Source organism: Conexibacter sp. W3-3-2 (assembly GCF_009707605.1).
GTDB lineage: Bacteria > Actinomycetota > Thermoleophilia > Solirubrobacterales > Solirubrobacteraceae > Paraconexibacter > Paraconexibacter algicola.
Map to the genome: position 1 here is coordinate 1838535 of NZ_WLYW01000001.1, position 15002 is coordinate 1853536.

The window sequence follows — 15002 nt, forward strand, 5'->3', positions numbered from 1 at the left end:
GCCGCGCCCGACCACGCGGCGCCGACGTGGGGTCTGCCGGAGCCCCACCGTCGGGTCACACCGCGCACGGGCGTCGGGAAACGACGGTCGGTCCCCGTCACCGCGGGCCCCGGCAGGACCGTGCGTCCCTGGCGGTCGGCCCGGCCCGCCCACAGGATCCAGGGGTGTCCCGCTTCGCCGACGCGCTCGCCGCCCGGACCCTCCTCAGCGCCGAGCTGACGCCGCCGCTGGGCGCCGACCCGACCGCCGCACTAGACGTCGCGCGCACCTGGGCGGGCTGCGACCTCGACGCCGCGCAGGTCAACGACCACCTCTGCGCACGGGTCCGCATGAGCGGCGTGGCGCTCGCCGCGCTGCTGCGCGGCACCCGCCTGGAGACCGTCCTGCACGTCGGGGTCCGCCACCGCAACCGGATCGCCGTCCAGGCCGACCTGCTCGGCGCGCACGCGATCGGCGTCCGCGACCTCGTCGTCGTCCCCGGACACGACGTGCGGCTCGGCCCCGACCCGCACGCGCGGGAGGCGCGCGACCTGAAGACCTCCGCGGCCATCGCCCTCGTGCGACGGCTCGCCGACGAGGGACGCCTCTCCAGCGGCTACCGGCTCGCCGGGCCGCTGCGCTTCCGCGTCGGGGCCGTCGAGGCCGTCGGCCGCGGCTCCACCGACGAGCTGCGCCGACGGATCGAGGCGAAGGCCCAGGCCGGCGCACACTTCCTGCAGCTCCAGGGGCTGACCGACGACGACCGCGCGACCGCCGTCCTCGACGCCCTGTGGGCCGACGGCGTGCCCGAGCGGGTGGCGCTCGTCGCCTCGATCGTGCCCGTGCGCGACGCCGCGCACCGCGCTCAGCTCGCCCGCATCCCGGGCGTCGCCGGCGTCGACGCCGAAGGCCCGGCCGCGGCCGCGGAGCTGGGCCGCCTGCTCCTCACGCACCGGGCGACCAGCGGGCTGCACCTGCGTCCCCTGCTGTGGGAGGACGCGGTGCCGCCGCTGGTCGCCGCCGTGCGCGCCCGCTGATCAGCGGAAGGGCAGCAGCTCCTTGCCCGCCGTGTCGTTGATGACCAGCGCCGCCGAGATGTACAGCGCCATCAGCGCGTCGACGAGGCCGAGCCAGCCGCCGAGCTGCGTGAGCCCGGTGCCGCCAGGAGCGGACATGTTCGCCAGGCCCAGCACGAGGAACACGACCGTCAGCAGCAGCTGCTGCGCGAACACGATGCGGTTGACGTAGAACGTCGCGACCGCGAGGAACCCGGACACGATCGCCCAGATCACGAGGTACGTGCCGATCGCGTCACCGAGTGCCGCGGGTCCCGCCGCCTCGCCGACACCCGCTGCGAAGAACTGGACCAGCAGGCCGAACGACAGCCAGAAGGTCCCGTACAACGCGCCGATCACCCCGGCGATGAGCAGCCCGGCACGGAAGTTGATGATCCCGCCGGCGAAGATGCCGATCGCCCCGACGCTGAACGCGACCGGCAGCACGACACCGGTCGCCGCCGGGCTGAACAGCTCGGCGTTCGCGGCGGACAGCAGCCCGAGCACGATGCCCAGCGCCCCGAGCTGCAGCGCGATGCCCAGCGGGACGTTGGGGAACAGCAGCCCGGCCCCGCCGGTGGGGCTGTCGAGGACCTTCGCCGCGAGGGCGCGGGTCGGGATGACGGATGCGGGTTCTGATGCAACCTGGGTGGCCACGAGAGCCTCTCCTTCTTGCGGATGAGTGATGGGCACGCGGTCCGGGCGCAGGCCGTCGGAGCAGCGAAGGACCGGATGAGCGACACGCGCCGGCGTGCCGTGGGGCGGCGGGGATCCCGGATCCGGGCCCCCGCGGCCTCACCCGTCGACCCGCAACCTACGGGCCGCTCCCGGGCCGCGGCATGGACCGCCGGCCCACAGGGCGACCGACCGCCGGTCCTCGCCCCCACCCCTCGCCGGGCCTCCCCCGACGGGCGGGTAGGGCCAACCCCACGTGTCGCGTGGGGACTCGACGTGTCGTCCGACCGCCGGTCGAAGGCCCGGACCGCCGGTCCGTAGGGAAGGTCCCGCCGGGCGGGCACTCTCGAAGGCGTCCTCTACGACGTCCAACCGAAGGAGCACCGCATGGCGGTCGAGCCCAAGCTCACCGATCAGGAGATCGCGAGCCTCATGGAGATCCCCCACCCCAGCAAGGCGGTCGGGGACTCCCTCTACGGCGAGACGAAGGTCTTCCCCGACTACCAGGCCGAGCCGGGCGAGACGTACTTCGGCCTCGTTCACGGCATCGTGCACGAGTCCTCCGTCTCGTTCGTCGCGGTCCTCCAGGCCATCCGCGCGCAGAAGAAGGGCTTCGACTCGGCGCTCTACTTCTACGGGATCGGGTCGCTGAACTGCCTCGCCACGCGCGGCTTCCCGACCGTCGGCAACGAGCTGTTCCCCGGCATGCGCAACGAGAACAACGTGCTCGAGCGCTACATCGGCGGCGGCGGCAAGGTGTACGCCTGCCGGCTCGGCCTGGCGCTGCACGGCGCCCGTGAGGAGGACCTCATCGAGGGCGTCATCCCCTGCCACCCGCTCGACCTCCAGGACGCGCTGATCGAGTACGCCCGCAAGGGCGCGATCATCAACTCCTCCTGGATGTTCTAGGGACGAGGCCCGCGCCATGGACCTTCGCTCCGAGCTCGCGGTGCGCGGGATCCGCTCCCGCCCGGCGGTCAGCCGCCGGGCCGGGGCCGGCCCCAGCGACGACGGCCACTGGATCCTCGACGGGCGCTCCGCCACCCTCCCGGTGGTCGAGGACTCCCCGTTCGAGCTGCATCCCGGCGGCACGCTCACCCGCGACGGCGTCGTCGTCGACGACGCGATGCTCGAGCCGATCGTCCGCCCGCGCTTCTACGACCTGACGACCGCGGACGGCACGCCCTACGAGGCGCTCGCCCGCCTGCACGGCACCGAGGTCCTCGCGACCACGGTCGTGCAGACCTGCATCCGCTACACCCACGAGGACACCCGCTGCCGGTTCTGCACCATCGAGGAGTCGCTGCGCTCCGGTGCGACCGTGCAGGTGAAGTCCCCCGAGCTGCTCGCCGAGGTCGCGCACGCGGCGGTGGAGCTGGACGGCATCCGACAGATGGTCATGACCACCGGGACGTCCAACGGTCCGGACCGCGGCGCGAAGCACCTGTCGAAGTGCGTCGCCGCGGTCCGGTCGGCCGTCCCCGGACTGCCGATCCAGGTGCAGATCGAGCCGCCGCTGGACCTGTCGTGGATCACCACGCTGCACGAGGCCGGTGCCACCGCCCTCGGCATCCACGTCGAGGCGCTCGACGAGACCGTGCGGGCACGCTGGACGCCCGGCAAGGCGACCGTGCCGATGGCCCGCTACGAGGAGGCCTGGCAGGAGGCGGTCCGCGTGTTCGGCCGCAACCGCGTCTCCACCTACCTGCTCGTCGGGCTCGGGGAGGACCCGGACGAGCTCGTCGCCGGCGCCGAGCGGCTGATCGCGATGGGCGTCTACCCGTTCGTCGTGCCCTACCGGCCGCTCGCCGGCTCGCTCGCCCACGCCGACGGCGTCCCCGCCCCCGACCCCGCCACGCTGATGCGCGTCACGCGGCGGGTCGCCCGCGCCCTGCGCGAGGCCGACATGCGCGGCGCCGACCAGGTCGCCGGGTGTGCCGCGTGCGGCGCCTGCTCGGCGCTCGGGGCGTGTGGCGGATGATGCTCGGCGAGACGACCGGGCCGGGTCCCACCGGACCGGCCACGTGGTCACGCCCGGTCGGCTTCGCGCCGCTGCTGGACCTGTTCGCCGCCGGCGACCCCGGGGCGCCCGCCGCCGCGCCCGCCGGGCTGATGGTGCTGCGCGCCGACGACCAGCCCCGGCTGCTGGCCGCCTACCGCGACCTGCGCCTGCGCGCCTTCGTCCACGACCAGGGCCTCTTCCGCGGCGACGACCTCGACGACCACGACGCCCACGACGCCACCCGCGTGCTCGTCGCGGTCGACCTCGACGGGGAGGTCCTCGGCGGCGTGCGCCTGCACCCGGTCGGGGACGACGCGACGCTCGGCTGGTGGCGCGGCAGCCGCCTGGTCTGCGGCCGCGGCAGCGCCGACCGCCCGCGGCGCGGCACGGTCGGCGCGGCGCTCGTCCGGGCCGCCTGCGCCCAGGCGCTCGACGCCGGGGCGCTGCGCTTCGACGCGCACGTGCAGCCGGGGCACCGCGCGTTCTTCGCGCGGCTCGGCTGGGAGGACGTGCGGGCCGTCACCTGCGCGGGCGCCCCGCACCGCCTGATGCGCTTCTCCGTCGGCCGGATCGCGGAGCTGGCGGCGCGCACGAAGTCGCCGATCGCGCCGCTGCTCGGCGGCCTCCTCGGCGGCGGCGCGTTCCTCGGGGACGACGGCGCCCCGGTGCCCGGCTCCGACCTCGTCGCCGCGACCGACGCGATCCTCCCCTCGATGGTGGAGCGCGACCCCGAGTGGGCCGCGTGGTGCGGGATGCTCGTCACCGCCCACGACCTCTGCGCGATGGGCGCGGCGCCCGTCGGCGCGCTCGACGCGCTCGGCGCCCGCGACGAGGCGCACGCGCAGCGGATCGTCCGCGGCCTGCGCGCCGGGGCCGACGCGTTCTCGCTGCCGATCCTCGGCGGCCACACGCAGCTCGGCGTGCCCGGCGCCCTCAGCGTCACCGGCCTGGGCCGCACCAGCCGGCCGGTGCCGGCGTCCGGCGGCCGGCCGGGGATGGCGCTCACCGTCACCGCGGACCTGCACGGCGGCTGGCGCCCCGGGTACGGGCGCACCCAGTGGGACTCGTCCTCGTGGCGCTCGCGCGAGGAGCTCGGGCTGATGCTCGACGCGGTCCGCGCCGGGCGCCCCGCCGCCGCCAAGGACGTCTCGATGGCCGGCGTCGTCGGCACGACGGGCATGCTCGCCGAGGCCTCCGGCTGCGGCGCCGAGCTCGACGTCGCCGCGATCCCGCGGCCACGCGGCGTCGGCGCGGCCGACTGGCTCACCTGCTTCCCCGGCTTCGCGCTGGTCACCGCCGACGCCCCCGGGGCCGCGCCGCTGCCGGCCGGTCCCGCGGTCGGCGCCGTCTGCGGCGCGCTCGTCCCCGAGCCCGGCGTCCGGCTGCGCTGGCCCGACGGCGAGGTCATCCCGGCCCTGTCGGCCGGCGTCACCGGCCTCGGCCCTGCCCGTCCCGTCACCCCAGGAGATCCCGCATGACCCCGTTGACGATCGCGGCCGCCGCCGCGCCGTTCACCCGCGACATGGAGGCGTGCTTCGCCACCATCGAGCGCCTGCTGCAGGACGCCCGCGCCGCGGGCGCCGGGCTCGTCGTCCTGCCCGAGGCGGCACTCGGCGGCTACGTCGAGACGCTCTCGGGCGAGGGCGAGATGGACCCGCCGCCCGCCCTGGACCCGGACGGCCCGCAGCTGCGGCGCCTGATGGAGCTCGCCGGCGACACCGTCGTGTGCGTCGGCTTCTGCGAGGGCGACGCCGCCGACCCGGACGGTCCCGCCTACAACGTCGCGGCCTGCGTCAGCGGTGACGGCCTGCACGGCCTGCACCGCAAGGTGCATCTGCCGCTGCGCGAGGACCGGGTGACCACGGCCGGCTCGTCGCTGGCCGCGTTCGACACGCCGGTCGGCCGGATCGGGATGCTCATCTGCTACGACAAGGCCTTCCCGGAGGCGGCGCGCACGCTCGCGCTCGACGGCGCCCAGGTGATCTGCACGATGTCCGCGTGGCCGTGCTCGGCGACGAACGCCGCCCCGGAGCTGACCGACGACCGCCAGTGGCGTCGCGCGGAGCTGTGGGACCGGGCGCGCGCCGCGGAGAACTCGCTCGTGGTCGCGTCCGCCAACCAGACCGGGAGCTTCGGGTCGCTGCGGTTCCTCGGCGGGGCGCGGATCGTCGAGCCCGGCGGCGACGTCGTCGCCCAGACCGGCACCACCCCGGGCCTGGCCGTCCACACGTTCGACCTCGACGCGGCGCTGACGCGCGCGCGTCGCGCCCTGTCCCCGATCCGCGACCTGCGCCCGGACACCTACCGGGTCGCCGAGCCGCTGCGCGCCTAGGGAGGCCCCGTGCCCACCGTCGACTTCACGCTGCGCTGGCCGGACGGCCGGCAGCAGCGCTGCACGTCTCCGTCCACGGTCATCCACGAGCACTTCGTGGACGGCCAGGAGATGCCCGTCCCGGAGCTCGTCGCGCGGATGCGCGTGGCGATGCACGCCGCCAGCGAGCGCGTCCGGGCCCGGTACGGCTTCGCCTGCACCGGTGCCGCCGAGCAGCTCGAGCAGATCGAGGCCGTCGCCGCGCGGTACGGCGGCGATGCGGGCCCGGTGACCGTCGTCGCGGTCGGCAAGCCCGCCGTGCCGGAGGTGCCCCGTGCTTCCTGACCGTACCGCGGTGGCGGTCATCGGCGGCGGCCAGGCCGGCCTGTCGATGAGCTGGTACCTGCAGCGCGCCGGCGTCGACCACGTCGTGCTCGAGCGCTCCGAGGCGTTCCACGCCTGGAAGCACGAGCGCTGGGACGCGTTCACGCTCGTCACCCCGAACTTCCAGTGCCGGCTGCCCGAGCACCCCTACGACGGCGAGGAGCCCGAGGGCTTCATGCGCCGCGAGCAGATCCTCGCCTGGCTGGACCGCTTCATGGAGAAGCTCGATCCGCCACTGCACGAGGGCGTCACCGTCACCCGGCTGCGCGCCGGCGAGGACGGGGGCTTCGTGCTGCAGACCGACGAGGGCGTGCTGCACGCCGAGCAGGTCGTGCTCTGCGTCGGCGGCTACCACCGGCCGTGGGCGCCGCCCGCGGTGGAGCGCGCGCTCCCGCAGGGCATCCACGCCGTGCACTCCAACGCCTACCGGTCGCCGTCGGCGCTGCCCGACGGCGCGGTGCTCGTGGTCGGCACCGGCCAGTCCGGGGCCCAGATCGCGGAGGACCTGCACCTCGAGGGCCGCGACGTGCACCTGTGCCTGGGCGACGCGCCCCGGGTCGCGCGCCGGTACCGCGGCAAGGACGTCGTCACGTGGCTCGAGGAGATGGGCCACTACGACCTGACGATCACCGACCATCCCGAGGGCAACGCCGCCCGCCGCGAGGCCAACCACTACGTCACGGGCCGAGACGGCGGCCGCGACCTCGACCTGCGCGCGTTCGCCGCCCAGGGGATGCACCTCCACGGGCTGCTGCGCCGGATCGACGAGGACGGCGTCGCCCACTTCGACGACGACCTCGCCGAGCGCCTCGACGCCGCGGACGCCACGTACGACCGGATCAACGAGGCGATCGACCGGTACATCGAGGCGCAGGGACTCGATGTCGCCGAGCCGCCGTCCCGGTACACGCCGGTGTGGACGCCGCCGCCCGGCCCGCCCGCCCCGCTGGACCTGCGCGCGGCGGGCGTCACGAGCGTCGTCTGGTGCACGGGCTTCCGGCCGGACTGGTCGTGGGTCGAGCTGCCGTTCCTCGACGACACCGGGTACCCGGACCACGTCCGCGGAGTGGTCGAGCGCGTGCCGGGCCTGCACGTGCTGGGGCTGCCGTGGCTGCACACGTGGGGCTCCGGGCGGTTCGCGGCGATCGCGCGCGACGCCGAGCACCTCAGCGCGCACGTCGTGACCCGGGCGAGCCTCGCGGTCGCCGCGCGCGCCGCCTGACGGCTCGGTTATGACGCCCTGACCAAAACCCTCGACCTCGGGTCGAGGGTCGTCGGCGACCCCGGGATCGCCGACCACAACGAAACCCATGAACCCTCGACCACGGCTCGAGGGTCGGTCGCCACCATAACCGGCCGGTCGACCTGCGGGTAGGGTCGGGCGGTGGTCTCGATCCAGCACCGGCGGGCCGTCGCTCAGGGCCTGCACCGCCCCGACGGCGCCGACGTCGCCGCGATCACGCAGCGCCTCCTCGCCGTCCAGGCCCAGGACTACCGCCAGGCCAAGCTCGCCGTCCGCGCCCGCACCGCCGGCCTGACCGCGGCCGACGTCGACGCCGCCATGGACGACCGCACGGTCGTCGTCAGCTGGTTCAACCGCGGCACGCTGCACCTCGTCCACCGCGACGACCACGCGTGGCTGCTCGGCCTCACCGCCCCCACGCACGAGCGACCGCTGCTCAAGCGCCTCGGCGACTTCGACGTCGGCGCCGACCTCGCGGACACGCTCGTCGACCGGATCGTCACGGTCCTCGCGCAGGAGGGCCCGCTGGACCGTCGCACCCTCGCCGAGCGGCTCGAGGCCGCCCGCCGCCCGGGCGAGGGGCTGAGCGTCGTCCACGCGCTCGGGCTCAGCGGCGCCCGCGGCCTCACCGTCCGCGGACCGGTGGTCGACGGCCAGCAGCGCTACGCACTCACCCGCGACTGGCTCGGCACCGAGCCGCCGGCGCCGCTGCAGGGCGCCGAGCGCGACCGGGCGCTGGCCGAGCTCGCCCGCCGCTACCTGCGCGGGCACGGCCCCGCCGCCGACCGCGACCTCGCCAAGTGGGCCGGTCTGCCGCTGCGCGACGCGCGCGCCGGCCTGACCGCGATCGCCGGCGAGCTCGTGCCGACCGACGGCGACCTCGTGGCGCTGCACGGGGAGGCCGCCGAGATCGAGGCGGCCCCGTCGCGGCTGCCTGCGCGCCTGCTGCCGATGTGGGACGAGATGACCGTCGGCTACCGCGACCGGGCGCTCCTCCTGCGCGCCGGCGACGAGCACCGCTTCGCCAACCGCAACGGGATCGTGCCCGCGATCGTCCTGCACGACGGCCGGGCGGTCGGCGGCTGGTCGTTCGCGCGCGAGAAGGGCGTCACCACCGCAACCGCCGAGCCCTGGGACGACGGGGGCTTCGGGCGGAGCGTCGGGCGGGCCGTCACGGCCGAGTGCCGGGACGTCACGCGCTTCGAGGGGTGACGGCGCGGCACCGGACCGTCACCGTCGCGTGACGGGACAGCATCGATCCGGTTGCGCCCAGCGCGCTGCGCGCCGTCGCCCACCACCCTGCGGCGATGCACGGTGACACCAGGCGGCACCTTTGCGATGCTCCATGAGGCCATGGCCCTCGCGCCCTCCGTCCACCGCTTCACCTCGGCCGAGTACGACGCGCTCATCAGCGCCGGCGCGCTCGACGGGCTGCGCGTGGAGCTGCTCGACGGGCTCATCCTCGACGTGCCCGACATGAGCCCGCAGGGGGACCTGCACGTCGGGACGGTCCGGGCGTTCACCCGCCTGCTCGCGGCCCGGGCGGACCTCCTCGTCGTGCAGTCGACCTTCGCCGCCGCCGAGGGGGACATGCCGGAGCCCGACCTGATGCTGGCGTCCACGCCGCAGCTCGCCCGGCCGACCGCGGGACTGCTCGTGGTCGAGGTCGCGGTCAGCTCGCGAGGGCACGACCTCGCCAAGGCCGCCGCCTACGCGCGCGCCGACGTCGCGCGCTACTGGGTCGCCGACGCCCGCGCGCGCGAGGTCGTCGAGCACACCGACCCCACCCCCGGCGGCTACCGCTCGGTGACCACGCTCCGTGGCGCGGACGTCCTCGACGCCCACGTCGACGGCGTGCCGCCGACGACGGTGGCCGCCGTCCTCCCCGGCTGACCCACCCTCACGCGCGCGCGGGCGCAGAGACCTCCTCCTCGACGCGCACGTCGCGGACGCTGTCGACGAACGCCCGGGCCAGCAGCGGCTCCGGGTCGCGGTCGGGCCACACGACCCCGATCGCGTGCCGCACGAGCGGGTCGCGCAGCGGGATCGCCCGGACGCCCTCGGGCAGGCCGAACAGGTGCAGCCAGGTGTGCGGCATGACGCCCGCGGCGAGGCCGTCGCGCACGTGCGCGTAGAGCGTCGTGATCGAGTTCGTCTCGAGCATCGGCCGCGGCTGGGCGCGCGCCGCGCGGAAGACCGCGTCGAGGATCCGGCGGTGCTGCATGTCCGGGGACAGCAGGCACAGCCGCTCGCCCGCGACCTCCGCCCAGCCGACCTCGGCCGCCCCGGCGTGCGGGCCGTCGCGCTGCACGAGGTACAGGTAGCGCTCCTCGTAGAGCCGCCGGGTGCGGACGCCGACCAGCGGCTCGTTGTCCAGGTAGGTGAGCCCGACGTCCAGGCGCGCGTCGCGCAGCCCCTCCTCGATCTGCCGCGAGGTCATCGACTGGACGGCCAGGTCCAGGTCGGGATGCGCGCGCAGCAGCGGCGCGGTGAGCAGCGAGACGATCGGCAGCGACGTGGGGATCGCGCCGATCCGCAGGCGGCCGACGAGCCCGTCGCGCATCACGCGCACGTCGGCGCGCAGCCCCTCGACGTCGGCGAGCAGCCGGTGGGCCCAGGCGAGGATGCGCTCCCCCTCGGCGGTCAGCCCCTCGTACCGCCGGCCGCGACGCACGAGCGGCACCCCGAGCTCCTCCTCCAGCCGGCGCAGCCCCGCCGAGAGCGTCGGCTGCGTGACATGGCAGGCGTCCGCGGCGCGGCCGAAGTGGCGCTCCCGGGCCAGCGCCGAGAGGTACGTGAGCTGCTGGACGAGCACGACCCCGCACGATAGACGCGCTCTATCGAAACAGCGGCACTTGCAGTTGCACGAGCACGTATCGCGCGGGAAGCTCAACGGAGTGCCCTCCCAGAACCTCGTCGAGCTCGTCCGCCGACACCACGCCGTCGACGCCCCCACCGTCCTCGACCTCCTCGTGGCCGCCGTCCAGGCCGACGGGGGACCGGTCACCGACGCCACCGTCCGCGACGTCGCCGCGCGCACCGGCGTCCCCGAGGCGACGGTCCACGGCGTCGCGGGCTTCTACGACGACCTGCTCGTCCCGCGGGGGACGCGTCACGTCCGCGTCTGCACCGGGACCGCGTGCTTCGCCGCGACCGGGCACGACCACGTCGACGCCCTCCGTGACGGGCTCGGCGTCGACGTCGGCGCCTGCACCCCCGACGGCTCCACCTCGCTGGCGGAGACCGTCTGCCTGGGCTTCTGCCACAGCGCCCCCGCCTTCCGCGACGGCGACACGATCGAGGCCGGGCCCGGCGCCCTGGACCGCGTCCTGGCGGACGCGAGCCGCGACGCTCCCGAACCGGCGGTCCGCAGCCTCCTGCCCGAGCCCGTCCTGACCCGGGACGGCGACTGGTCGGGCCTGCGGCACGTGCTCGGCACCGCGATCACGCCCGAGCAGCTGCTCGACACCGTCGAGGACGCCGGGCTGACCGGCCGCGGCGGCGCCGCCTTCCGCACCGGCTCCAAGTGGCGGTTCGCGCGCGAGGCCGACTCGCCGACCGGCCAGAAGTTCATCGTCGTCAACGGCGACGAGGGCGACCCCGGCTCCTACATCGACAAGCACCTCATGGAGCGCAACCCGCAGCTGCTCCTGGAGGGCATGGCGCTCGCCGGCTACGCGGTCGGCGCCGACCACGGCTTCGTGCTCGTGCGCAGCGAGTACCCGCTGAGCAAGCCCGCGCTGGAGGCGGCCGCCGACGAGGCGCGCGCCGCCGGCCTGCTCGGCGACGACGTGCTCGGCAGCGGCTTCGCGTTCGACGTCACGATCGTCGAGGGCGCCGGCTCCTACGTGGTCGGCGAGGAGACCGCGCTGCTCGCCTGCCTGCAGGGGCTGCGCGGCACCGTCTCCGCCCGCCCCCCGTTCCCCGCGCAGAAGGGGCTCTTCGGCCTGCCGACCGTCGTCAACAACGTCGAGACGCTCAGCAACGTGCCGGTGATCGCCGCCTGCGGCGCCGACGCCTACCGGGCGCTCAGCCCCGACAGCGAGACCGCCGGCAGCAAGCTCGTCTGCTTCAACGAGCGGTTCCGCACCCCGGGCGTGGTCGAGGTCCCGTTCGGCATGACCGTCCGCGAGCTCTGCGAGGACGTCGGCGGCGGCCTGCGTGACGGCCACACGATCAAGGCCGTGCAGATCGGCGGCCCCCTGGGCGGCATCCTCCCCGCGTCGCTGCTGGACACCCGCTTCGACCTCGACGCGCTCCCCGAGGTCGGCTGCATGGTCGGGCACGGCTCGCTGCTGGCCTTCGACGAGACGACCGACATGCGCGAGGTCGCCCGCCACCTGCTGCGCTTCGGCGCGCACGAGTCCTGCGGCACCTGCTTCCCGTGCCGGATCGGCCTGCAACGCGCCTACGAGGAGTTCTCCGTGCCCGGACGACCCCCGATCGACCGCGCCCGGCTGGAGGCGCTGCTCGAGGCGCTCGACGTCGGCAGCCTCTGCGCCCACGGCGGCGGGATGCCCGCACCGCTGCGCTCCCTGATCGAGCACTTCCCCGACGAGCTGGGGCTCGACGCATGACCCGCCTGACCGTCGACGGCACCGAGATCGAGGTCGCCGACGGCGCGACCGTGCTGGAGGCCGCGCGCGCCGCCGCCCACGACGTGCCCGTCCTGTGCTTCGACGAGCGGATGGACCCGTTCGGCGCCTGCCGCGTCTGCCTCGTCGGGGTCCAGGGCGAGGACGGCACGGTCGACGTCGTCCCGTCCTGCACGACGATCGCCAAGGACGGCATGGTCGTCCACACCCGCGACGAGCGCGCCCGCCGCGTCGCCGGCGCGGTCGTGGAGCTCGTGCTCTCCGAGCTGCCCGTCGCGCCCGCCGCGCACACCGAGCTCGCCGCGGTCGCCCGCGAGCTCGGCGTCACCACGACGCGCTGGCCCGGCGAGCAGCGCGCGGTGCGTCACGAGACCGACCACCCGTACCTCGCGCTGCGCCACGAGCTCTGCATCAGCTGCGCCCGCTGCGTGCGCGCCTGCGACGAGGTCCAGGGCACGTTCGCCCTGACGCTCACCGGTCGCGGGTTCCACACCGACATCAGCGCCGGGATCGACGAGGGCTTCCGCGCGTCGGCCTGCGTGTCGTGCGGCGCCTGCGCCGACACCTGCCCCACCGACGCGATCACCGAGCTGTCCCTGCTCGACCTCGCCACCGCCCAGGAGGCCACCGCATGAGCCGCTTCGACGACACCGTCACGACCACCTGCGGCTACTGCGGCGTGGGCTGCCGCCTGGAGGCGCACGTCGTCGACGACCACGTCGTGTCGATCACCCCCGCGCACGACGGTCCCGCCAACGAGGGCCACACGTGCCTGAAGGGGCGCTTCGCGCACCGCTTCAGCCGCCACCGCGAACGGCTCACCACGCCGCTGATCCGCGACCGCCGCGGCGGCGAGCTGCGGCCGGCGAGCTGGGAGGAGGCGACCGACCTGATCGTCTCCCGGCTCACCGCGATCAAGGAGCAGAGCGGCCCCGACGCGATCGCCGCCCTCGCGTCCTCGCGCGGCACCAACGAGGACTGCTGGGTGCTGCAGCGCCTGGTCCGTGCCGCGATCGGGACCAACAACGTCGACAACTGCTCGCGCGTCTGCCACTCCCCCACCTCCTACGCGATGCGCCGCACGCTCGGGCTCTCGGGCGCCACCGGCTCGTTCTCCGACATCGACCACGCCGACGCGGCGATCCTCGTCGGCGCCAACCCGACCGAGGGGCACCCGGTCGTCGGGGCGCGGATCAAGCAGGCCGCGCTGCGCGGCATGCAGCTCGTGGTCATCGACCCGCGCACGATCGAGCTCGTCGACCACGCCGCCCTGCACCTCGCGCCGCGGCCGGGCACGAACGCCGCGGTCATGCTCGGCCTCGCCCACGTCCTGCACCGCGACGGGTACGTCGACCACGACTTCGTCAGCGCGCGCACCGAGGGCCTCGACGAGCTCGTCGCGCTGCTGGCCGACTACGACCCGGCGGAGGTCGAGCGGATCACCGGCGTGCGCGCCGCCGACCTCGAACGCGCTGCCCGGATCTACGGCGACGCCGCGGAGGCCTCGATCATGTGGGGCCTGGGCGTGACCGAGCACCGCTACGGCAGCGAGGTCGTGCAGCTGATCTGCAACCTCGGGCTGATGACCGGCAAGGTCGGTCGGCGCGGCTCGGCGCTGCTGCCGCTGCGCGGCCAGAACAACGTGCAGGGCTCCTCGGACATGGGCGCGCTGCCGGACACGTACTCCGACTACCGCCCGGTCGACGACGAGCCGACCGCGCGCGCGTTCGAGGCCCGGTGGGGCGTGCCGCTGTCGCGCCGCCGCGGCCTGACGATCCCGCAGATGTTCGACGCGGCGATCGCCGGCGACCTGCGCGCGATGTACATCTTCGGCGAGGACGTCGCGCAGACCGACCCGAACACCGCGCACGTGATCCACGCGCTCGAGTCGCTGGAGTTCGTCGTCGCCCAGGACATCTTCGAGACGGAGACGACCCGCTACGCCGACGTCGTCCTGCCCGCCTCCTCGTTCCTGGAGAAGACCGGCACGTTCACCAACGCGGAGCGCCGCGTGCAGCTGGTGGGCGCGGCGATCACCCCGCCCGGGGACGCGCGCACGGACTTCGACATCATCACCGGCCTGTCACGGGCGCTGGGGCACGACATGGGCCTGGCGACCCCGGCGGACGCGATGGACGAGATCGCCGCGTTGACCCCGAACTTCCGCGGCATCAGCCACGCCCGGGTCGGGCGCACCGGCCTGCAGTGGCCGGTCGCCGCCGACGGCACGGACTCCCCCGACGCTGTACGAGACCGAGTTCGTCCGCGAGGGCGGCCGCGGCCTGTTCGCCGCGCTCCCGTACCACGAGCCCGGCGACGCCCCCGACGCGGAGTTCCCGCTGGTGCTGATCACCGGCCGGCGGCTGCAGCACTACAACGCCGGCACGATGACGCGCCGGACCGGCAACCTCGAGCTGCTGGACGGCGACTGGCTGGAGGTCCACCCCGACGACGCCGCGCGGCTGGGCGTGCGCGACGGGCAGCGCGTGGAGGTCCGCTCGCGCGTCGGGCGGATCGAGATCGACGTGCGCGTGACCGAGCGCATCGAGCCGGGGAACGTCTTCACCGCCTTCCACTTCCCGGAGATCCGCACGAACCTGCTCGTCGGCAACTCCGCGGACGTCAACACCTCCTGCCCGGAGTACAAGGTCGTCGCGGTCGCCGTGACCCCGTTCGGGGAGGAGCCGGCCGCCCGGCCCGTCCTCGGCACGCCCGCCGCCGCGTGATGTCCGGCCCGCTGGTCCCCGACGTCGCCGTC

Annotated in this window: 14 protein-coding genes and 1 pseudogene; 13 read left to right on the forward strand and 2 right to left on the reverse strand. The window is 75.1% G+C overall.

The genetic code is table 11. The features are described from left to right. Positions 1–164: 164 nt before the first annotated feature. Positions 165–1016, forward strand: coding sequence for a methylenetetrahydrofolate reductase (locus GKE82_RS09055; RefSeq protein WP_196189132.1), 852 nt, complete (start codon positions 165–167; stop codon positions 1014–1016). Here the strand turns inward: GKE82_RS09055 and GKE82_RS09060 are convergent, their stop codons facing one another. Then, positions 1017–1691, reverse strand: coding sequence for a GPR1/FUN34/YaaH family transporter (locus GKE82_RS09060; RefSeq protein WP_158276546.1), 675 nt, complete (start codon positions 1689–1691; stop codon positions 1017–1019). A gap of 405 nt (positions 1692–2096) precedes the next feature. Here GKE82_RS09060 and GKE82_RS09065 point away from each other — a divergent pair, with 405 nt between their 5' ends. The 8 genes from GKE82_RS09065 (at position 2097) to GKE82_RS09100 (ending at position 9542) form a co-directional block, all read left to right on the forward strand. Then, entirely contained in the window at positions 2097–2618 is a 522-nt protein-coding gene (locus tag GKE82_RS09065; RefSeq protein WP_107566641.1) for an MSMEG_0572/Sll0783 family nitrogen starvation response protein, read from the forward strand. Positions 2619–2634: 16 nt separating this feature from the next. Next, complete coding sequence (locus GKE82_RS09070) at positions 2635–3690, forward strand: MSMEG_0568 family radical SAM protein (protein WP_154733057.1); 1056 nt, start codon at positions 2635–2637, stop codon at positions 3688–3690. A gap of 131 nt (positions 3691–3821) precedes the next feature. Then, the gene (locus GKE82_RS09075) at positions 3822–5189 is read left to right on the forward strand and encodes an MSMEG_0567/sll0787 family protein (RefSeq protein WP_154735084.1); all 1368 of its coding nucleotides are present in this window, start codon (positions 3822–3824) and stop codon (positions 5187–5189) included. Further along, a complete protein-coding gene (locus tag GKE82_RS09080; RefSeq protein ID WP_154733058.1) occupies positions 5186–6043 on the forward strand; it encodes a carbon-nitrogen hydrolase family protein in 858 nt (285 codons plus the stop codon). Before GKE82_RS09075 ends, GKE82_RS09080 begins: the two co-directional genes overlap by 4 nt. Positions 6044–6052: 9 nt before the next feature. Further along, positions 6053–6367, forward strand: coding sequence for an MSMEG_0570 family nitrogen starvation response protein (locus GKE82_RS09085; RefSeq protein ID WP_309233510.1), 315 nt, complete (start codon positions 6053–6055; stop codon positions 6365–6367). A 10-nt stretch (positions 6368–6377) separates the two neighbouring features. Then, positions 6378–7628, forward strand: coding sequence for an MSMEG_0569 family flavin-dependent oxidoreductase (locus tag GKE82_RS09090; protein WP_309233511.1), 1251 nt, complete (start codon positions 6378–6380; stop codon positions 7626–7628). 162 nt (positions 7629–7790) lie between these two features. Next, positions 7791–8861, forward strand: a complete 1071-nt coding sequence (locus GKE82_RS09095) for a winged helix DNA-binding domain-containing protein (RefSeq protein ID WP_154733059.1) — start codon at positions 7791–7793, stop codon at positions 8859–8861. Between the two features lie 141 nt (positions 8862–9002). Further along, on the forward strand, positions 9003–9542 hold the full coding sequence (locus tag GKE82_RS09100; protein ID WP_196189133.1) for a Uma2 family endonuclease: 540 nt from the start codon (positions 9003–9005) through the stop codon (positions 9540–9542). Between the two features lie 7 nt (positions 9543–9549). On the opposite strand, the gene GKE82_RS09105 is transcribed toward GKE82_RS09100, so the two are convergent. After that, entirely contained in the window at positions 9550–10464 is a 915-nt protein-coding gene (locus tag GKE82_RS09105) for a LysR family transcriptional regulator (RefSeq protein WP_309233512.1), read from the reverse strand. A gap of 82 nt (positions 10465–10546) precedes the next feature. Here GKE82_RS09105 and GKE82_RS09110 point away from each other — a divergent pair, with 82 nt between their 5' ends. The 4 genes and pseudogenes from GKE82_RS09110 (at position 10547) to GKE82_RS31330 (ending at position 14970) form a co-directional block, all read left to right on the forward strand. Further along, the gene (locus GKE82_RS09110) at positions 10547–12226 is read left to right on the forward strand and encodes an NAD(P)H-dependent oxidoreductase subunit E (protein ID WP_196189134.1); all 1680 of its coding nucleotides are present in this window, start codon (positions 10547–10549) and stop codon (positions 12224–12226) included. Beyond that, positions 12223–12879: a 2Fe-2S iron-sulfur cluster-binding protein gene (locus tag GKE82_RS28195; RefSeq protein WP_230316133.1), complete on the forward strand. Its 657-nt coding sequence runs from the start codon at positions 12223–12225 to the stop codon at positions 12877–12879. The genes GKE82_RS09110 and GKE82_RS28195 overlap by 4 nt, the downstream gene beginning before the upstream one ends. Then, positions 12876–14273: pseudogene (locus GKE82_RS31325) on the forward strand (molybdopterin oxidoreductase family protein); the annotation flags it as partial. The gene GKE82_RS28195 and the pseudogene GKE82_RS31325, both read left to right, overlap by 4 nt. 358 nt (positions 14274–14631) lie before the next feature. Beyond that, positions 14632–14970, forward strand: a complete 339-nt coding sequence (locus tag GKE82_RS31330) for a molybdopterin dinucleotide binding domain-containing protein (protein WP_375337039.1) — start codon at positions 14632–14634, stop codon at positions 14968–14970. Positions 14971–15002 lie beyond the last annotated feature (32 nt).

Excerpts from the sequence above, each read along its gene's own strand:
- GKE82_RS31330 (WP_375337039.1), top strand. The coding sequence starts at position 14,632 with ATGACGCGCCGGACCGGCAACCTCGAGCTGCTGGACGGCGACTGGCTG.
- GKE82_RS09080 (WP_154733058.1), top strand. The coding sequence starts at position 5,186 with ATGACCCCGTTGACGATCGCGGCCGCCGCCGCGCCGTTCACCCGCGAC.
- GKE82_RS09075 (WP_154735084.1), top strand. The coding sequence starts at position 3,822 with ATGGTGCTGCGCGCCGACGACCAGCCCCGGCTGCTGGCCGCCTACCGC.
- GKE82_RS28195 (WP_230316133.1), top strand. The coding sequence starts at position 12,223 with ATGACCCGCCTGACCGTCGACGGCACCGAGATCGAGGTCGCCGACGGC.
- GKE82_RS09065 (WP_107566641.1), top strand. The coding sequence starts at position 2,097 with ATGGCGGTCGAGCCCAAGCTCACCGATCAGGAGATCGCGAGCCTCATG.
- GKE82_RS09100 (WP_196189133.1), top strand. The coding sequence starts at position 9,003 with ATGGCCCTCGCGCCCTCCGTCCACCGCTTCACCTCGGCCGAGTACGAC.
- GKE82_RS09070 (WP_154733057.1), top strand. The coding sequence starts at position 2,635 with ATGGACCTTCGCTCCGAGCTCGCGGTGCGCGGGATCCGCTCCCGCCCG.